Here is a 21421-nt window from a genome sequence, read left to right as displayed (position 1 = left end):
CGTTTGTTTCCTCCAAGGCTTCGTCGGCTCTCAGCGCGGTTCGCAACTGTGAATGACGACGTGACCGTTCATCTCGTCCTGGGAGCCTTTGAGCGTCGGGATCCCCGACGCAACCTCGGGTCCGGAGACGGTGACCTCGCGCAGGCGCCCCGGATCGACGTCGGAACTCACCTTGCATACGTGCGTCGCCGACATACCCGGCGTGAAGCCGGGAGCAACCAGGTTGAACGTGTGGCACGCCTGCCCGGGCACTTCCTTGGCGACATCCGAGTTGCAGGTGTCGACCCACTTCGCGGACACGTTAAGTCCGGTCGTCGTGGTGTTGGAGGTGACTGAAGCCTCGCCTTGAGGGTTCTTGACGACAACCGTTGCGCTGACCCAGATGCCCTCAGGCAGGCCGGTCACCGTCCTGGATGACATCCCCATCATGTCGTACTGCTGTCCGTTCACGATCGCCGTCACCGACGTGACGTTCGGGTAGGCCTCGATCGTGCCGAGGTTAATGGTTACCGCTCCGGCACCGGCGCTCGCGATCGTGACACCCGACAGCGTCGGAGGCGCGATCGGCTGCCCCACCGCGGGCACCGCNGTCCCGTAATGCAGGGTCAACTCATCGCTGGAGAAGCCGTTACCCGCGGCTTTGCGCAGGCCGCTCACGCTCAGCTCGCCAGCCCGGCCCGTCCCCGACAGAGTCGGTGCGCCAATCGCCATCGGCACAGTCGACAGCGAGAACACCTTAGAAACCGAAGAGTGGTCACCTTCCGCGTTCGTCAACTTGATGGTCACGCTCACGCGGTCACCCGGGGTAACGTCGTCGAATCGAGCGGACGTGACACCCCCATCGAGCGACTTTTCCTGCCCATCCACGGTGATCGTCGTCGTCCCCCACCCGGTGCCGCCGCTACTGTCCACCTTCCATGAAATATCGACGGTGCCCGACGAACCGTCGTGGGCCGACCCCACGTGCGTGAGGGTAATGTCCCTGGCGGGGTCAGGGTTACCGTGCGGGGTCACCGTCGCCAACTCGGACCACTCGGCCTGCTTGTCGGCGCTGTTTCGAGCCACGATCGACACCGAATAGTTCGTGCCGTTCGTCAGACCGGACACGGTTGTTGAGGTCGCGCCGCCGCCCGCCGACGCCTGATGGCTTGAGCCGTCGCCGCCATTGAGCGAAATCTCGTACTTAGTGATCGGGGACCCCTCATTGGAAGGAGCACTCCACGATACGGTGACCTGGCCGTCGCCGGCGGACAGGGTCGGGACGGCCATGCGCGCGGGAGCAGCGTCGACGAGCACCTCGCTGGAGGCAGCCGACGGATCCGAGTCCCCCACGGCGTTGCTCGCGACAACGGTGAAGGAATGCTTGATGCCGTTGGTCAGACCACTGACCTCGCACACCGTCTGTTCGCACACCGCGGACCCGCCATGAGAGCCGGTCACCGTGTACTTGGTGATGCGCGCGCCGTTATCAGCACCGGGCGTGAAGGACACGCTGGCACGCCCCGCACCGGTGGGCGTCACCTGAACGTTTTCTGGCGCGTCCGGACGGTCACGCACCGTCACCGACACGCGGCCCTCAACCGTCCGCGAGGAATCCAGCGTCTTATCAACGACGCGATACACGATCACCATATTGCCGTGGAATCCCGCCCGCGGACTCACGGCCAGGACCGTGCCCTGCGGATCCACGGTCCCCTCGCCAACCTCAACGGTTGCCCGCTGAATCGTGATCGGCGTATCCGGGAACGGGTTCGTCGTGTACTGCGTCAGATCCACGTTCACCGTCCGTCCGGCGTCCGCAATAATCTGCGCGAGCGAAGTCTGAATCAGTGCGCGCGTCGATGCCACGACCTCGATCGGCACCTTCGCACTAACCGGGCTTCCCGAGCCGTCGTCCACGCTAAGCGTCAACGACCCGACGGGCCCCGACCTCGTCCCTGGTTCCGCGCTGACGGACAGCTGCGTATCCGTCACGTTTCGAACCGTGATGCCCGAGGGGACGTCGGAGATACGGTAAGTGAACGAAGACGTGTCAGGGGTGTCAGGATCCTTGACCATGAGGGGCAGGTCCACGCTGGTGTCCTCGCCCGCTGCGACGCGAATGATCGTCGGCGTGATCGTCGGAGGATGGTTCTGTGTTGCCTCCACGGTAATCGGCAGCGTCAGCGACGCCGAGGTCGCCGAATCGTCGCCGTCACGCCCATCGAAAACCTCAACGTTAATGAAGGTCTTACCCACGTAGGTGGGGTCGACCGTAAAGGATATCGACGTCTCGTCCGCAGTCAGGTTCGTCAGTCCGGCGCCCCCGCGCACCGTTGACGTGTCGCGAATATAGGCGCGCGCGTCACGCTTAACCATCACGTAGTCGTCAAGGTTCAGGGTCTTCGATTCGCCCGCCTTCACGCGGATGGGGACGCGCGAAGGGTTGACGGCGGGCACTTTACGCTCCGCGCCGGGCACCGACACGACGGCCGAGGAGGACAGGCCGTCCTGGTCGGTGATCGTATAGACGACGAGGCGCCGATCCTTATCCGGGGTCACCGTCACCTTGTGGGTGGTGTTGTCCGCGCTCACACCTGTGCCGCTCGTTGAAATAGTGAGGTCAGCGAGCGCACCGTCGGGATCCTCATCGTTGGACAGCACACTGACCTCCACCGGCGCACCGTCACGCGGCACGTCCGACAGGGAAACCACGTCGTCGCGGGCGATCGGCGCCATGAGGGGCGCGTCCGCTTCGACGTTGATCGTCAGCTGGCCCGTCGCACTGCCGCCGCGCCCATCCTCAACCACATAGGTGACGACGAAGGGGTTGGTTTCCGCGGGCGTCGTCACCGACACGGAGGTCGCAGACACGACCGAGGCGCTCACCTGCGAGTTCGAGGACTCAAGGGAGCCCTCACGCAGCTTGAGGGTGTCGCCGTCAGGGTCAACGTCGTTGGACAGCACATTGACCTCGATGGTGCGTCCGGGCCGCGCCTTAACCACGTCGGGGATGGCGACGGGGTCGTGGTTGAGATCCGAGGGCGGTGCGACCCCCACGCGCACGCGAGCCTTCGCTTGGCGGCCCAGTCGGTCCTCGACCGTGTAGGTGAACACGTCTGTTCCCGACGCATCTTCGCCCGGCGTGTATTCAATCCACTCGGTGCCCAACGTCGCTGTACCCATCGTCGGGGGTTGGTCGATGCCGACCAAAGTCACCGAGTCTCCGTCGGGGTCGATGCCATTGAGGGGGACGGGGATGCGGATTGTTTGACCGGCGGCCGCCCAGGCCGTCAGGGCCTTGGGCTGGGGCGCGGAGTTCGCCTGTTCGGCTCCGATCACGTTGAAAGTCGCGGTCGCGCTCGCCGTGTTGCCCGCCGTGTCGCAAACCGTGTAGGTCACGTCGACGCGGCCCGTCGTCTGGCCCGCCTCGAAACGCACGAGGTTACCGGTGACGAACGCGTGCCCGTACTCGGAGTCAACCGTGCCCGCCAGGGAGGACGAGACGCTCATCTGTAGGCCCGACGGGGAGCGGTCGTTGGCCAGGACCTGGATGGACGCGATGTCCCCGACACGCACTTTCGCCGAATCGTTTTGCAGTTCGAGCGGGGCGCGGTCGTCCTTCGCTCGCGTCGGAATGACGGCAACCGAGGCCGTGGCCGACCCGGAACCGTTAGACACCGTATAGGTGAAACGCACGACGTCGTCGATGCCCGCGGGGGCGGTCACGCGCAGGAGGTGACGGTCGATGAGCGCGACGTCAATTCCCGAGCCCGCGTTCACGTCAATGGATTGGACGACGAGGACACCGCCCGACGGGTCCGTGTCGTTGGCCAGCGGGGCTACCAGGGCGGAACCGCCCGACGGCAGGATCGCAATGTCGTCTTCGGCTACGGGTGCCGCATGCTCATCGCCCGAGACGACGTCGATGCGGACGACACCGACGACGGCCTGCGGCCCATCGCTAACGGTGTACGTGAACTCGTAGGAACCCACCTGCGAGCCGGTGAATGTCACGGTTCCCAGTTCCAGGTCGGGAACCAGGGTCGTTGAGGCCGGCGCAGTTGAGACCTTCGTAAGCGTTAGGACATCGCCGTTAGGGTCCGTGTCGTTCGCCAGAGGCGCTACGATGAGGGGTTCGCCGACGCGTGCAACGTAGAAGTCGGCGTTGGCGATAGGCGCGATGTTTCCGGGTTCTTGGACGAGGACGGTCAGTTCGCCTTCGGTCGTGATCCACCCGTCAGAGACGTACACGCTCACTTGACGAGGCCCGGCGCCCGCTCCGAGGTCACGGATCGAGAGCGTTCCGTCCTCGGAGAACTGGACCGACAGGCCCTCCGAACCTTCGGCTCGCTCGAGGAAGATTTGGTCCCCGTCCGGGTCGATCCAGTCGGCCAGCACGTTGTATTCGATCTGCGCGCCCGACCCCAGTTTCACGTTGGCGTCGTGGACGCGCTTGGGGCCCGCGTTTTCGCTCCACGGGTGCACGCGCAGAGAAACATTCGCGGTAGCCGAGGCCAAGCCGTCGGATGCGGAATACGTGAAGGAACCCGATCCCTGCGCGTCGTCGGCGACGCCGGTGATCTGGAGGGCACGTCCGCCGCGCGTGACGACGACGTTGCCGAACGACGGCTGCGAGGTCGCCTCTGCAGTGAGCACGTCACCGTCGGGGTCGGAGTCGTTTTGGAGGACCGGCAGGAGCGTGGATTTGCCGGGGCGCACGCCAAACTCGTCGTCAACGGCGGTGGGCGGCGTGTTCTTTTCGTTGCGCTGTGGGTCGCTGATCTGCTCCAGTAGGTCAGGGTTAGGGTCCTCGGAGTCGACTTGGGTGTCGTCCGGGTTGTCCTGATCCCAGTTGTCGATCATGACCATGTCCCGCTCCGGCAGCCACACGGTGCCGGTTTCGACGTCGTTGAGGACAATGCGGGTGCGGTTGACTCGAAAGACCGGGTGCTGGGCGGCGGCGAGGTTTTCCACGTCCGCGTAACGTTGAGTACCGCTCTGGCACATGCGGATTGCAGCGCCCGAACCGCCCCACGCGCCGAACGCGCAGCCCTGATGGAAGGCCGGTGGGGCGGCCACTCCCGCGATACTTGCACCCTCTTGCGCGGGGGTCACCGTGGGGGCAGAGCCGTTCAGGGGCACGCTCACGAGGGAGTCGGGGGTCGCCAGGAGAACGGAGGATGCTGTGGGTCCGGGTATCTGCAGGACCGCGCCGGGTGCAACCCCGTCGCCGCTCAAAGCGCGCGAACGACCTGCGGGCATAACGACGCTGTTCGTCGTCGCATCGTAGATGACGGGCTTGTCGCCCACGGCCGTGATCGTCAGGTCATCCCCGGCGGAGATTCCGTCGATCGTCTTCTTCGAGGCGGTCCATGTGGCCCCGGCGCGGCTGACTGTCGTCAGGGTCGCGTACTGCGGAGCGTAGGCGAACACCGTTCCCGTCGTGGATACGGTCACGACTCCGCTGGCAAGTCCGTCGGCGATCGCCTCCGTGTCTTCGTACTTGAGGGAGTCAGGGTGGTTGGCGTCGCCCACCCACAGATACCCGGCTGAGGCGTCGAGGACGGCGATCGTCGTTGCGCCTTGAACCACCTGGGAACCCTCGGGCAGGGTGGTCGCGCCGCCGAGTTTCATGGCCGCGACGTCAACGGATGCCACGGAGTGCGTCGTGTCGTCACCGATGGTGACCGTGCGACCGTCCTGGCCCAGGGAGACCTGCGCGCTCGGGGTCGATACGAAACCGTCAAAGGTGAGGGCGTCGTAGTTCAAGTGTCCCAGGGACAGGTCTGACCCCTTCGTGACCCAGATGCCACCATCGTCCACGTCCAGTTCTGTCACCTCGATGCCGCGGTGCACAATCGCAATGACAACGAGCGCCGTTGTGACGATCAGGACGCCGATCGCGGGGAGCCGACGAAACGCCCGACGAAGCAGCTTCGATACACGGTCACTTTTCGCCACGGCGCTCACCACTCTCCCAACAACCTCACCCGCGGACAACGGGCCGTTATCAGACTATCTCAAAACACACGGGGGCACGAACCTCGGCGGCGCGCGACACACAGATGGTCAGGGAACGTCCAGGCACTGACGCACAGGGTCCGACATGCGCCCCGAGGAACGCGACACTGTCGTCACCTCCACGCAGTTCTCGCCGGTCGTTCCTTCGACACTCACCGTGGTCACATCGACGCTGCCGCGCGACTCACCGACCGCGCCAACAACCTCGTAGGAGTATGAGATGTCAGACTTCGCCGGCCCATCAGGGGCACTCCACGTCCACGTCACCTCACCCCCGGAATACTCACCCGTCAGGTTCGTCACCGGCGGGGGGGCGGCTCCGAGCGCATCTTCCGGGTTGTTCGCCGCAGCTGTCGTTTCCTCGTCGGGGGCGATGCGCGTGAAAGACCCCTCACCGCGCAGCATCCCCACGACCAGGCCCGCGGCGATCACGGCAGCCAGTAGCGCCAGCCCCACGGCGACCACAGGGTTAACACTGCGCTTGGACGCCGCCGATTCCTCGGCGACGCGCCCACCCGAAGCCTCATCCACGTCCGAGGCCCGCTCGATTTTCCACGAATCAGCCACGGCCTCGACCCCACCCGAGCCCGCCCCTCCCTCAAAGGAATAGGACTGTGGCCGCAGGCGCGTCTTGTCCGGATCAATGACAGGAGCGCCGCGCAGCCGGGTCTTCTGATCGGCGCCGACGGGCGCCGCGGTGGCCTTGGGGCGCCTCTCCTTGATCTCCATGTCCGTGCGAGGAAGTCCCATCTCCTTTTGCACGCGCTGCAGGCCCTGCCCGAACTCCATTGCCGAGGGCGTGCGCTCGCTCGGATCAACCGCCATCGCGGCACGCAGCACGCGCTCCAGCTCAGCGGGAGCATCCGCGCGCCCCAGGCCGCGCATACGCCCACGTTGGACTCGATTCGCGATCGACGCCGCTGAATTATCGCCAATCGGATCCTCAAACGGGCTGCGACCCGTGATAAACGTCCACGTCGTTGAGGCCAGCGCCCACACGTCCTGCAACGGGGACGCAGGCGAATTGACATCCTGCTGTTCGGGGGGCGCCCACAGGACCGAAAACCCATCGAAGGCACCAACCTCGAGCTTGCCCACTTTCGAAGCGACACCGAAGTCCGCGAGAACCGGCTTGCCGTAGGCATCCAGCATGATGTTCGACGGCTTAATGTCGCGGTGAACGTAGCCCAGGCGGTGGAACATCTCCACGCCGCCGCTGATCTTAATCATCGTCTCAAGCGCCCTGTCCAGCGCCATCGGGCGGGCCCGCACCTGAGTGAGAAGGTCAGCGACCGGGCAGTACTCCATGACCAGATAGGCGCGACCGTCAGACGTCGTGCCGACGCCGTGAAGCTCCACCACCGACGGGTGCCCCGCGAGCAGCGTCATCGCGTCAGCTTCGCGATGCAACTCACGCGTGCCCCGCTCGTCGCCCTGCGCGCGCACCACCTTGATGGCCACGTCGCGGCTGGGCAGCTCCTGGTGGTACAGGAACACGTCCGCGAAGCCACCCTGGCCGAGCGGGCGAACCCAGCGGAACCCCGGAATCTCAGGGCCTCGCATACCCGCGACAGCTGGGCTCACTGCTGACTCTCCTCCTTCATCGTGCGCGCGACTGACGCGCTCAGGCGAAGCTTACGACGCATCCGCACGCTGCGCAGGGACAGTGCGCGGCGCGTGCGCACCAAGAAGCCGACGCGACTGGCAACCAGGGAACGCAATTGCCCCACCTGCACCCAGGCCGCGCGCGCACGGTCACGGGAAGCGCCATGGGACGCGAAGTCCGCGACGTCCGCAAAGCGGGCGATCACCACCGGAGCCGGCACGTCGTCGCCGAAGCGGCTCCACCCGTCGATCACGTAGTGGCCGCGCGCCGCCGAGGCCTCGTCCACCTCGACAGAGTCTATCGAACCGTCCTCGCCGTGGCGTACCTCGCCCGTCACCAGGGCGAACGGGTCCCCCGGATGCTCGCCGAGGCCCCACTGGGACGCCAGCGACCAGGCTGTCTCCTGGCGCGTACGCCCCACCTCGATGGCCAGGCCGGAATCAGCGGCCAAGTCCACGACCTCGTCCCACGAGCCGATGAGAGCACCGGAGGCAGCCGATCGGCGACGACGGCGCCGACGCGCGGCCTTATAGGCCAGGATTGCCAACGGAGGCACCAGGATCAGGAGGATACCGCCCGCAATGCCTGCGACGACACCCCAGGGGAAAGCTCCGTCGGGGTGCTTGACCGGATCAGCGTTCTGATCGCGCGTCGTCGGCGGCAGCTCAGCGGGAGCCTCGGGGGGATCCGGCGGCTGAAGGACCTGCGGACGCGGGACGGACCGAGGCTTGGGGACCTGCGTCTGCGGCGTATGGTCACGCGGTGGCGTCGGGTCGAAGACGGCCCAAATGCCGCCCGCGAACTCGACCTCCACCCAGGCACGAATGTCGGAGCCTCGCAGGGACGCGGCACCCCCCTGGGAGCCGCCCTCCGGGTAGGCGCCCATGACGACGCGCGCGTTAATGCCCAGCTCGTGGAGCATGAGGGCCATGAGGGCCGTGTACTGTTGGTCGTCACCGATCAGGTTCTCATCCCCGGAGAGCATGCGCTGGAGTCGGTCGGTGCGAACGCCCGGACGCGAGTACTGGGTGTTCTCGTTGAGGTAGAAGCCGTTGGTTGACAGGTAGTGTTCGATTGCGCGGGCGGCCGCAAGCGACGTCGACGCGTTCTGCGTCAGGTCGGTGGCCTTCGCGGCAATGCCTTCGGGCACGTTCGTGTCCTTGGACGTGTTGGGCATGACCGCCAGGGAGGCGAGGTCCTCGTCGCGCACCGGATCCGTGAAGCTGGTGCGCACGTCGTAGGTCATCGTTCCCGCGCGCCCAGTGGTCAGCGCCGCGTTGCCCCACGTGTCAACGAAGAGGCCGTCCTGCTGCCCAGCACTGTCCGCCCCGACGAACGTAATCTGCGAGGGCGTTCCCAGGACGGGCACCCACGGGCCCGACATGCCGATGGCCGACACGGTGACGGTCGAATCCCCTTCAGCGCGTCCAGGGATGGTCGTCTCGACGGGGATATAACCGGAGTGCCCGTCGCCACGGTTCTCGGACATACCGAAGGTCGTGCCGTCGTAAACGTCCATCGCAGCGATGCGCACCCGCTGGTTTTCAGGCAGGTTAGAGACGGTCAGAAGCGTCTCGTCCTTCAGGTCGGTCGTGTAGTGACGGAACGAGGCCATGGGTGAGGGGTAGGCCTGGATGTCCAGGGGCGGCTCGACGAGGTCACGACCGACGATGCGGGTACCCGAGGAACCCAGGTAAGAGGCGCCGGGCAGGGCCACCCCTATCGAGATCGCCAGCATGAGGGTCGCGCCGAGGACGCGGGTCCCCACGTAGACGGTGGAGCGGGAGCTGCGCCCGAGAGTGTTTTCCGCGCCGGTCGCACCGGAGCGGCCCACCAGCACGTCCTGTCCCAGCGTGATGCGCTGGTATTGGGCGGCGACGGCCCACCAGGCAGCAAGGAGACCCCACCAGATCAGGACAGCCCACACGGGCAGCGGCTTTGCGGACAGGCCGAAGAACACCGAGATGCCGCCCATCGCGACCAGTGGAATGGAACCCGCCATAGCACGTCCGGCGCGCGCGGTGATCAGACCGGACAGGACGGACAGGACGAGGCCGCTCATCCACGGGACCAGGCCGGGACCCGAGTACGCGGACACGGGTGCGGTCAACGTGAGCAGGTCCTTCCACGCGCGGAAGGACCCCAGGACCATGACCTGGAGGGTCTTGCCGGTGGGCAGGAACCCGAAGAGGGCCTCTGAGCGCAGTGCCGCTGCGCTGCCCAATAAAAAGTAGGTTGCCAGGACAACCAGGACAGTCGTGATGGAATCCCAGCGCCACTTGGTCGACGCGGCGGCAATCGTCAAGCCGCAGACCACGCCCGCGCCCGCGGCGATCGCGCCAACTCCCCCGCCGAAGACGGGTTCGAAAGCGGCGACGGGACCGACGAAAAGGAGCGCGAGGACCAGCAGCGACCACATCGGCATGCGCGTATGGAACGTCGCGAAGCGCTGCGTGATTGTCAGCAGGCGTGACCGCGTGGTGCGCGACTTGGGTGGGTGTTCCTCGGAACGTGGGCCGCCGCCGCTTGAAACGTGCGGCTGAGTGGGGTGGTTCGGCGAGCGGGGATCGGCCTTGACGGGCGGGGCCGCCACGGCCTCGTCCTGGGGGTCGATGCGCTGGGCGCGGGGTTTCGTGTTCGTGTTTTTGCTCATGCGAGTCCCCCGGCGACGATGATGCGCGGCAGGTCATCCAGGGTGGAACAGTCGAGGAGGATGCCTCGTCCGAGGTCTCGGCGGGCGCGCGCTTTATCCGCGCCGATACGGATGATGGACACGGGCACGTCGATGGGTGCCAGTCGGGCCAGGTGGGCGGCTTCCATGTCCGAGGTCTGGGGGCCGACAATGAGAGTGAGCGCGGAGACTCCGGGGCGCTGGGCCACGGCCTCGCGCACGCGCAGTGGAAGGTCACCGAAGGACTTAGACGAGACTTCGGATAGGGCGTCCAAGAGACGCATAGCGACCGTCGAAGGCAGCCACGTCTCCGTCGTCGTCACCGACACCGGGCGCGATTCGCGCAGGTTCGACAGACCCAACGAGCCTGTGACCGACACAGCGGTTTCGAACGAATCGTGGTCCCACGCGTCGCGGGAGGTGTCCAGCACGATGACGTGGTGGGAGCGGTGGGTCTCCTCGTACTGGCGCACGATGAGCTTGCCGAGGCGCGCCGTGGACTGCCAGTGCACGGCACGCCGGTCGTCGCCCGGCTCGTAGTCGCGCAGCGCGTGGAACGACACGTCGGAACTGGATAGTTTGCCGGTGGACACGCCCTCAACGTCCAGTTGGAAGCCCGTCGCATCGAAAGGCACGCGTATGGTGACTGGGTGGACGTGCAGGACGACGGGTTCGTCCCAGGAGCGCACGCGGCGCAGCAAACCAAGGGGGTCGGAGCGCACTGCGCGTGCGGGACCGACGTTGATGAGTCCCCTGTGACGAGAGGAGATCAGGAACATCTCATCCCACTTCTCGTGAGCGCCCAGCGGCGGCACGACGAACTCGCCCGTGCCTGAGCCGATCGGGAGCTCGATGATGCCAGCGCGCACGGTGCGACCTCGCTCGTTGCGCACTGAGATCTCGCCGACAGCTGTCTGACCGGCGACGATGCGCTCATTAGGCACGCGAATCGAGACGACGTGCGGCGGCTTCCAAGCGACGCGCGTGGCCGCCAGAACCAGGGCGACAACGCCCGCGAGAGCGCATGCCAGTGCCTCGACCCACTCCAGGGTCGCCGCGAGAATCAGGGCTACCACGATGAAGACGGTCAGCGCCCACCCGGTGGGTGTGACCGCACCCGCAAGCGCCTTCAGCGGGTGTACGCGTGAGGCCTGCGCCTTGCGAGGCGAGACCATCGTTGCGTGATCCGTGCGCGTGCCGTCCATTGCGGTGGTGACTCTAAGCGTTAGGCGCCCACCGCCGGCGCGGGCACCGACGTGAGCGCACGCTGGATGACGCCCTCGGAGGTGGCGCCGGAGAACGCTGCGTCGGGGTCGACGATAATTCGGTGGGACCACACGGGCACCGCGAGGGCCTTGATGTCGTCTGGCAGGACGAAGTTACGTCCCTGCGCGGCTGCCCACACGCGGGCGCAGCGCACCATGCCGATGGCGCCACGGGTGGACACGCCCAGCAGTGAAGACTCGTCGTCGCGGGTCGCTTCAGCGAGGGCGGCCACGTAGTCGAGGACCGCGCGGTCCGTGTGGTTCGCCGAGGCCAGGGCCGACCAGGCGACGATGTCCTGACCGCTGACGAGGGGACGCAGGTTCTTCGAACGGTCGGGGGCTGCCGAGCCGTCGAGGACGTCGATCATGGCGGCGCGCGAGGGGTAGCCGATCGAGGTCTTCATGAGGAAGCGGTCGAGTTGTGCCTCGGGCAGCGGGTAGGTGCCGGCCTGCTCGACGGGGTTCTGGGTCGCGATAACCATGAAGGGCTGGGGGGCGGGGCGGCGCACGCCGTCGACCGTCACCTGGGCTTCTTCCATGACTTCCAGGAGCGCGGATTGCGTCTTGGGCGAGGCGCGGTTGATTTCGTCGGCGAGGACGATTTCCGCGAAGACGGGGCCGGCGTGGAAGACCCACTCGCCTGTCTTCTGGTTGAACATGTTGACGCCGGTGATGTCGGAGGGCAGCAGGTCGGGGGTGAACTGGATACGCGAGTGCGTGCCGTCGATAACGGCGCTGATCGCGCGCGCCAGCGCCGTCTTTCCGGTACCGGGAGCGTCTTCGAGCAGGAGGTGGCCGCCGGCGAACATCGTGGTCAGGGCCAGGCGCACCGCCTGGCGCTTGTCGAGCACCGCCACGGACACGCCGTCGACGAGGCCCTTGAAGACCTGGGCGAACCGGGTCGCGTCTTCGATGGAGAGGGTCATGAGTTGTCCTATGTTCGTCTTGTTTCTCGTATCGTGGAAAGTGTATTTGTTCTATTCGACTCGGCAGCTCTTTACGACGTCCCGCGCATTGAGCTCTTTGGCGGTGATTGCCTCCGTCAGGATACCCGGTATGCTCGGCGTGTCCCGTGAGAAGCGGAATTCGGTGTTTTGGGCGGGGCGGCCGGTGCTGACCGTGCAGACGAGGGTGACCCCCGGTCCGAACTGGGAGGCTCGTTTGGCTGTCAGTGTCATCGAGCCGCATTCTTGTCCGTTCGAACACGTGGTTTTTCCGGTGAAGGTCGCGCCGACATTCTCCGCGGCTTCGGTGGTCTTGAAGGTTTTTTCGACCGTCCGGTGTGCCCCGCCTTTGCTGATCATTTCGACGACAGCCGTGTACTGGTTGACCGGCGCCAGGCCCGAGACCGCCCACGAGGTTATCGGGCCGCTGAGCTTCTGCTTGGTCGCCCCTTCCATTTCCTTAATCCACACGTTGGTTTGCTCGATGGTGACGCCGCTGGGGACGTCCCACGAGACAGTGGCGCTGTTGATGTAGGAGGTGACCGACACGTTGAACACGGGGATCGTGGTGTCTTCGTCATCATCGGGGCCCGAGCGCTGGCCGTTGCCGACCGTGCCGGAGGCCGAGACGACCGGACTCCAGACGTAGTCGTTCGGGCCACGTTTACCGCGCTGACAGAAGTAGTAAGTCATCGTGGAGCCGGGCGGAAAGTCACCGACGTCAAAGTCGCCGCGGTCACCGTTGTTGAGACGAAGGGGGTTGCCGGGGGCCGTGCACCCCGCCGCAGAGTCCGCGTAGAAGAGCTCCAGGTCGGCGGCCGTGTAGCCGTTTCCTTCCTTCAGGCGGGCATTCGAGACCCTGAGCTTACCCAGGGCGTTGTCCGAAGGCGGTCCGAGGTGCGGGGGGTCGGGAGCCAGCGGTGTTGTCTTGGCAGGAGTGGGGTCCTCGTGGACGACCGCCGGAATGACGTAGCCAGGAGAGGTCGCCGTGTCACCGTTCGCGTTACTGACGGTCACGTACACGGTGAGGGCCACGCCGTAGGGAACGGTCATCTGGGTGGTGGTGGTTCCGCCCGTGACGTTCTTTGTGACGCCATTAACGGAGACGATCGTCTCGCCCCATCGAGCGGTGCCAGAGCTACCCAGGGACCAGGTGATGGTCGCCAGAGCGGCGTTACCGTCGCGCTGCTGGGCCGCGCTGGCGCTCGTGATAACCGGCTGATCGGGTCCGCGGCGCGCGGCCTGAGGCGTCGCCGACGCACCGTCCGAGGGCGCGGATTCGCCCTTGGCGTTGCGTGCAACGACAGTCACCGTGTAGTTCTTCCCGTTCGTCAGGCCCGTGAGCGTACACGTGGTGTCACCATTCGTCGAACACGTCACATCCGATCCGCCGGCGACAGAAGCAGTCGCCGTGTAGCCGGTGACCGGGGAGCCGTTGTCCTTGGCCCGAGCCCACGTCGCCGTGATGGTTCCGTCGCCGGCCTTGAGGAGAGGCGCACCCGGGCGTCCCGGCGCGCCGGAGATCGTGATGGCGTTCGAGGCCGTCGAACGCTCGGACGTGCCCTCCTTGTTGACCGCCTCGACGGTGAAGGAGTAGGTCTGGCCGTCGCTCAGGCCCGCGACGCTACAGACGTTGGTGGAGCAGGTGGCGACCTGGCGTCCCGTCTGGTCGTAGACGCGGTACTCGGTGATCGGGGAGCCGTTGGACTCCGGCGCGTCGAAGGTCACGCGAGCGCCATTCGGTCCTTGGGCCTCGGCCCGAACGTTAGTCGGAGCGGCCGGCTTGTCCGTCACCGTGACGGTGATGGTTCCCTGCACGACGCGCGAGGGGTCGCCCAGCTTGTCGTTGACCTTGAAGCCGACGGTGATCGTGCCGGACGCGCTCGGAGTGACCGACACGGTCGTGCCCGACGTGGCGACAGTCGCGCTGCCCGCGGACAGCGCGGCGCTCTCCAGGGTGATCGGCGACTCCGGGTACGGGTTAGTCGCGGAGGACGCCACGTCGACGCTCACCGTATCGCCGACCTTGGCGGTCAGCGTGTAGGCGGGCACCTGGATGAGGGGCTTGTCGGAGACGACGACCTCGACGGGAATCTGCGCGTTGACCGTGTTGTTGTCCTCATCGGTGACGCTCACCGCGATCGACCCCGCCGAGCCTTTCGGGGTTCCCTCAGCAGCCGACACGGTCAGGGTGGTGCCCGACAGGGACGCCTGAATCGAGTTCGGAGCGGAATCCATGGTGTAGGTGAACGTGGAGCTATCCACGCCCTCGGGGTCACGCACCGCGAGCGCAAGGTTCTGCACCACGGCCTCGCCCCCGGCCTCGACGCGGATCGCGGTCGGCGTGAAGGTCGGCGGCTGGTTCTTGGTCGCCTTGATGCGCACGGGCAACGACAGGGAGGCGCTCAGCGCGCCGGCGTCACTGCTGTCGCCGTCCGCGACCTGAATGAGGAACGCGGAGTTGCCACCAAAGTCAGCGTTCGCGTTCAGGGTGAGCTGCGTGTCCGAGTCAGCCACGACGGAGTCGAGGCCATCCTGAGGCACCGGGGAGGACCCCTCGACGAGGCGCGGGGTGCGCCCCGCGCGGGTGGCGACGTAGTCCGACAGGCTGATCGTGCGCGACGTGCCCGCGTCCATCTCGATCGGCAAGTTCGCCGAACTCAGGAACGGCGCGGTCGAGTTGCGACCGGGGACCGTCACGACCGCCGAATTAGTCAGTCCATCGCGGTCGGTGATCGTGTAGACGACCAGTCGCGTCGAATCGGTTACGGGGATGAGCAGGTCAGAACCGGACACGCTCACACCCGACTCAGATGTGGTCAAGCTCACCTCATCGATGCTGCCGTCGGGGTCCTCATCGTTCTCCAGCACGTTCACGCGCACAGCTGAACCGTCGGTGGGCAACTCGTCGTAAGAGACAAAGTCGTCGCGAGCAATCGGCGCCTTCAGCGGCGCGTCATCCTGAACGAAGACCGTCAAAGTACCGCGGGCGGAACCGCCGCGCCCGTCACTGACCGTGTAGGACACGAGGTAGGTGCCGGCCTGGGAGGGCGTGTGCACCTGGATGGACGAAGAGGAACGGACCTGCGGGTCGAGTCCAGGCGTGGACGTCTGAAGGCCGCCATCATCCAGGCTCAGCGAGTCGCCGTCCGGATCGAGGTCATTCGCAAGGACATTGACGGTCACCATACGGTCGGGGCGAGTGAGAACCGTGTCGGGCACGGCCACCGGATTCTGATTCAGCGCAGGAATCGGCGTCACAGCGACGCGCACGCGAGCCGACGCGCGCGCCCCCTGACGATCCTCAACCGTGTACGTGAAGGTGTCAGTGCCCGACGCATTGTCATTAGGCGTGTACTCAATCCACGTTGCCTTCGCGGTGGCCGAACCCTTCTGCGGTGAAGAATCCACGCTGCGCAGGCTCACCGAATCGCCGTCCGGGTCAATACCGTCCAGGGTCACCGGAATACGCGTGGTCTGACCGGCACTCGCCCACGCCGTAATGTCGCGCGGGCGGGGCGCCTGGTTGGTATCCGAAGCGGCCAAAACCTCGAACGTCACTGTGCTGGACGCACGGTTACCCGCAGAGTCGATGACCGAATACGTCACATCCATCGTGCCGGGAGTATCCCCGGCCTCGAGGCGCACCTGGTTCCCCGTCACGAAAGGCGTGCCCACAGCGGAATCGCGATCGTATTCGAGGGTCGACTCGACCTGCAGATTCAGGCCAGCAGGCGAACGGTCATTCGACAGGACAGAGACCGTGCCCACGTCACCCACGCGCACCTTGCCCCTGTCAGGCTTCAGGACCGGCGGCAAGTCAGAGCGGTCGGTAGCGCCGGGGATAACGGTCACCGTGGCGCTCGCGCTGCCCTGACCGTTAGAGATCGTGTAGGAGAACGACGCTGTTGCATCCAGGCCGGAAGGCGCGGTCACGCGCAGCAGGTGGCGGTCGATGAGAGCCACCTCTAGGCCGGGGACGGCAGAAGAATCGACTGAGGTGATCGCCAGGACACCGCCGGAAGGGTCGTAGTCGTTAGAGAGAGGCGCGACCAGCACCGACCCTCCCTGCGGCAAGACAGCCGTGTCGTTCTCAGCGACGGGCGGCAGCGCGGCGGCCTCGGCGACCTCGACGCGCACGATACCCAGCGTCGTGGCGATGCCGTCGGACACTGTGTAGGCGAAAGAATAGGAACCCGGTGACGCCGCCATGAAGTCGATGGTGCCGCGGTCCAGGTCAGGCATGATGGATGCGCCCGAGGGGGCACCGGAGACGGCGGCCAAGCTCAACGGATCGCCGTTGGGGTCGGTATCGTTCCTGAGCGGATCGAGGGTAATGGTCTCGCCGGGGTGAGCCTGATAGAGGTCCCCGTTGGCGGTAGGGGGCAGGTTGCCCGCCTCCTGAACATCGACGATGAGTTCGCCGCGCGTCTCGCCGCCCTGGTCGTCGGCGACGGTCAGGACCACGGTCTTGGGGCCAGCCGAGCCGCCCTCCTCGGTGATCGTCAGGCTACCGTCCTCCGTGAAGGATGTGTTCAGTCCCTCTGGTGCCTGGGCGTCTTTCAGATAGATCGGGTCGCCGTCTGGGTCGCGCCAATCAGACAGTGCCTGATACTGGATCTGGGCGCCCGCGCCGATCTTGACGGAGGACGCGCGCAGCTGCACGGGTGCCTCGTTTTCACCGTATGGGTGGATCGTCACCTGTACATGCGCGGTGGCGGAGTCCTTGCCGTCGGAGGCCTCGTAGGAGAAAGACGTCGATCCCGTCTGCTGCGCACCCACGTCCGCGATTTGGAGGGCGCGGCCCGCGCGAGCAACGGTCACAGTTCCCCAGGCAGGCTGGGAGGTCGGGGATGCGGTCAGCACGTCCCCGTCAAGGTCGGAGTCGTTGTCGAGGACGGGTAGCACCGTGGAGCGGCCCGGGCGGATACCGAACTCGTCGTCCACGGCCTCGGGCGGAGTGTTCTGCTCGCGTTTTTCAGGGTCGGCAACCTCGTTGGTGAGTTCGGGGTTGTCTTTGTCTTCCTCCTCGTTTTCCTCTAGCTGCTTTTCGACCTCGTCCCAGTTGTCCATGAGGACCATGTTCGAGTCGGGCAGCCACACGCTGCCCTGTGCGACGTCGTTGAGGACGATGGCTTTGCGGTTGGTGCGGAAGACGATTTCTTTTGCACTCCTGAGAGTGTCGATGATCATCTGCTTATTCGAGCCGGGGTCGTCGCATGAGCGCACGTATGCTCCCGAGCCGGTCCATGCGCCGTAGGAGCATCCTTCGTGGCGTACGGGTGCGGCCGGTGTGCCGCTGGGGGCGCCCTCGGCGGCGGGAACGATCGTGGGGGCGGCGCCCTTCAGGGGAATGGTCACGAGGGACGAGGCCGTGGCGAGGAGCACAGAGTCGGCCTTCGGTCCCGCCTGCTGGAGGACTCCGCCGTCCTCGACGCCTGCTGCGCTCAGGTTAAGCTTCTTGCCGCCAGGCAGGAAAAGGGTGTTGGTGGTGGAGTCAAGCGCGACGACCTGGTCGCCGACGACCGTCATGGACAGCGTGGCGTCAGCGGGGATGCCCTCGATGATGGAGGTCTTCGCTTGATCCACGGCACCCTGACGCTTAACAGTTGTTAAGGTACCGGACGCAGACAGGGCGTACACCGTCCCATCCATGCCGGTGACAAACGCACCGTCTCCCATGTTCGAGGCGACTGCCGCACCTTCGGAGAGGCTGGTCGGATTCGGAGAGGTGGCCGAGGTCGTCCACAGTGTGCCATTTGTCGCATTAAAGACCCCGAGAACATCTCCGCCCTGCATGACGACTGATCCGGACGGCAGCGACGTAGGGGACTCAAGGGCCACCTGAGTAACATTGACCGGCGCAACAGTAAGTGAGGTCAAATCAGAGACGGTGACGGTTTCGGCTGCCTGACCGACGTCGAAGTTGGTGGCCTCGGTGCGCAGCGCACCATCGAGGATGCGGGCCTCATAGTCGAGGTGTCCGACCATCTGCTTGGACTTGTTTGTGACCCAAATTCCGCCATCATTGACGTTCACCTGAGTGATTTCAGCACCTTTGTAGATCACGCCTGCGATACACAGCGCGACAACAACCAGCATGAGGACGCCCGCCGGCAGGCGTCGTCTCACGCTGGTCAGGTTTCGCCGTGCTCGCGCCTTCATAGCCCCTCTCTCAATCGATGAATACAGCCTCGCGAATAGTGTTGCACGCTTTCGCACAATCCCCATAGTTAATGAGAATCTATCAGAGGTACGATTACTTGACAACTAGAGAGCGGCCCATCCTTGTGAGACGGGCCGCTCTCCGCTAAGCCAGGGTTTGTCATCCCTCGACAATTGGCGAGTAAATCACTCTCCGTTGAAGGTGAAGGTCCGCTCCTTCCCCTCGCCAGTGACCCCCACCGTGACAACCTGACCAGGTTGCAGCTCACCAAACAGAATACGCTCAGACAACGCATCCTCGATTTCACGCTGGATCGCGCGACGCAACGGACGAGCACCCAAAACCGGATCAAAGCCCACATCAGCCAGCAGCTCGCGAGCCTCATCCGTCAACTGCAAACGCATATCCTGCGCCTCCATACGCTTCGCCAGCTTCGCGATCATCAGATCAACAATCCGGGCAATCTCAGGTTTCGTCAGCGGCGGGAACACGATCGTGTCATCCACGCGGTTAAGGAACTCCGGACGGAAATGCTGCTTCAACTCCTCCGCAACCTTCGACTTCATACGACCGTAATCGTGCGTCGAGTTATCCGCCGTCTGGAAGCCAGTCAGGACACCCTTGTTGATGTCACGCGTACCCAAGTTCGTCGTCATGATGATGACGGTGTTCTTAAAGTCCACCTTGCGGCCCTGCGAATCCGTCAGGCGCCCCTCCTCCAGGATCTGGAGCAGGGAATTAAAGATGTCCGGGTGAGCCTTCTCGACCTCGTCGAAGAGGACGACCGAGAACGGCTTGCGGCGCACCTTCTCCGTGAGCTGGCCACCCTCGTCGTAACCAACGTAGCCGGGAGGCGCACCGAAGAGACGCGACGCCGTGTGCTTCTCCGAAAACTCAGACATGTCCAGCTGAATAAGCGCATCCTCGTCGCCGAACAGGAACTCAGCGAGGGCCTTCGCCAGCTCGGTCTTACCCACACCCGTCGGACCCGCGAAAATGAACGAACCGCCGGGACGGTTCGGATCCTTCAGACCCGAGCGCGTGCGACGAATCGACTGAGCGAGCGCCTTAACGGCCTCGTCCTGGCCAATGACACGCTTATGCAGCTCGTCTTCCATCTTCAGCAGCTTCGCGGTCTCCGTCTGGGTCAGGCGCACGACCGGAATCCCCGTCGACATGGCCAGAACCTCAGCGATCTCCTGATCCCCGACCTCAGCGATCTCGTCAGACTCGCCGCCCTTCCACGCCTCCTCCTTCGCCTTGCGCTCCTCGGACAGCCTCGACTCCTCGTCGCGCAGCGACGCGGCCTTCTCAAAGTCCTGATCGTCAATCGCCGCCTCCTTATTGCGACGCACCTCGGCGATCTTCTCATCCAGCTCACGCAGCTCCGGCGGCGCAGTCATACGACGGATACGCAGACGCGCCCCGGCCTCGTCAACCAGATCAATGGCCTTATCAGGGAGGAAACGATCCGAAATGTAGCGGTCCGCCAACTCGGCAGCCGCTTGAATCGCGGCGTCCGTGATGATGACGCGGTGGTGCGCCTCGTAACGGTCACGCAGGCCCTTAAGTATCTCCACCGTCTCCTCGACGCTGGGCTCCTCCACCTTCACCGGCTGGAAACGACGCTCAAGGGCCGCATCCTTCTCGATGTGCTTGCGATACTCATCATTCGTCGTCGCACCGATCGTCTGAAGCTCGCCGCGCGCCAGCATCGGCTTAAGCATCTGTGCCGCGTCGATCGAACCCTCAGCCGCGCCCGCACCCACGAGCGTGTGAATCTCATCGATGAACAGGATGATGTCGCCGCGCGTACGAATCTCCTTCAGGACCTTCTTCAAGCGCTCCTCGAAATCACCACGGTAGCGCGAACCCGCAACCAACGACCCCATGTCGAGGCTATAAATCTGCTTATCCTTAATAGTCTCAGGCACGTCGCCGTGCACGATCGCCTGCGCAAGGCCCTCAACGACCGCAGTCTTACCAACACCCGGCTCACCAATCAGAACCGGATTATTCTTCGTGCGGCGCGACAGGACCTGCATGACGCGCTCCATCTCGACGCGGCGACCGATGACAGGATCCAGCTTGTTCTCGCGCGCAGCCTGCGTCAGGTTGCGACCGAACTGCTCGAGGATCGCGGAGTTCGAGCGCTCAGGACCACCGCTGCCCCCCACGCCCGCGCCAACCGACTCGCGGCCCTCCTCGTCACCCCGCTGGTAGCCGCTGAGCATCTGGATGACCGTCTGACGCACCTGCGCCAGATCCGCGCCCTGCTTAGTCAGCACCTGGGCGGCCACACCCTCACCCTCCTTCAGGAGGCCGAGCAGCAGATGCTCCGTCCCAATGTAGTTGTGGCCCAACTGCAGGGCCTCACGCAGACTCAGCTCGAAAACGCGCTTCGCACGCGGCGTGAAGGGAATGTGGCCCTCGACCGGCTTCTCACCCTCACCGATGATCTCAATGACCGAGGCGCGCACAGCCTCGCCCTTGATGCCCATCGTCTCCAGAGCCTTCGCCGCAACGCCCTCGCCCTCAGAGATCAGGCCGAGCAACAGGTGCTCCGTGCCAATGTAATTGTGCTTAAGACCGCGGGCCTCATCCTGCGCGAGCACGACGACCCGGCGCGCGCGATCAGTAAAGCGTTCGAACATGTCTCTCCTTGCTTCGGGGCAAGCGCCGCAGCTCGGCGCACACCCGTCCCAGTTGACTGGTTACAGCCTACGGAAAGCTCCGGCGCCGTGCGCGCGCTTTCGCCCTCGGCGC

7 protein-coding genes are annotated in these 21421 nt (G+C 65.2%); all 7 read right to left on the bottom strand.

All coding sequences use genetic code 11. From position 1 onward, the window contains the following. Positions 1-30: 30 nt before the first annotated feature. Positions 31-4845 carry an Ig-like domain-containing protein gene (locus tag BQ7477_RS02160; protein ID WP_478209444.1) on the bottom strand — a complete coding sequence of 1605 codons (4815 nt, stop codon included), beginning with the start codon at positions 4843-4845 and terminating at the stop codon, positions 31-33. A 1206-nt stretch (positions 4846-6051) separates the two neighbouring features. Continuing rightward, a complete protein-coding gene (locus BQ7477_RS02155; protein WP_073982642.1) occupies positions 6052-7566 on the bottom strand; it encodes a serine/threonine-protein kinase in 1515 nt (504 codons plus the stop codon). 17 nt (positions 7567-7583) lie between these two features. Further along, positions 7584-10262 (bottom strand): transglutaminase TgpA family protein, encoded by a 2679-nt coding sequence (locus BQ7477_RS02150; RefSeq protein ID WP_200783452.1) that lies wholly within the window; start codon positions 10260-10262, stop codon positions 7584-7586. Then, positions 10259-11485: a DUF58 domain-containing protein gene (locus tag BQ7477_RS02145; RefSeq protein WP_073982641.1), complete on the bottom strand. Its 1227-nt coding sequence runs from the start codon at positions 11483-11485 to the stop codon at positions 10259-10261. Before BQ7477_RS02145 ends, BQ7477_RS02150 begins: the two co-directional genes overlap by 4 nt. A 20-nt stretch (positions 11486-11505) precedes the next feature. Next, entirely contained in the window at positions 11506-12471 is a 966-nt protein-coding gene (locus tag BQ7477_RS02140; RefSeq protein ID WP_073982640.1) for an AAA family ATPase, read from the bottom strand. A 51-nt stretch (positions 12472-12522) separates the two neighbouring features. Next, positions 12523-18654 carry an Ig-like domain-containing protein gene (locus BQ7477_RS02135; RefSeq protein ID WP_073982639.1) on the bottom strand — a complete coding sequence of 2044 codons (6132 nt, stop codon included), beginning with the start codon at positions 18652-18654 and terminating at the stop codon, positions 12523-12525. Between the two features lie 186 nt (positions 18655-18840). Beyond that, the gene (locus tag BQ7477_RS02130; protein WP_073982638.1) at positions 18841-21309 is read right to left on the bottom strand and encodes an ATP-dependent Clp protease ATP-binding subunit; all 2469 of its coding nucleotides are present in this window, start codon (positions 21307-21309) and stop codon (positions 18841-18843) included. Positions 21310-21421: the final 112 nt, after the last annotated feature.

This window comes from Actinomyces bouchesdurhonensis, assembly GCF_900128465.1.
Taxonomy (GTDB): Bacteria; Actinomycetota; Actinomycetes; order Actinomycetales; family Actinomycetaceae; genus Pauljensenia; species Pauljensenia bouchesdurhonensis.
Note: the sequence above shows the minus strand (reverse complement) of the source record. Positions and strands in the feature narration are given on the sequence as shown.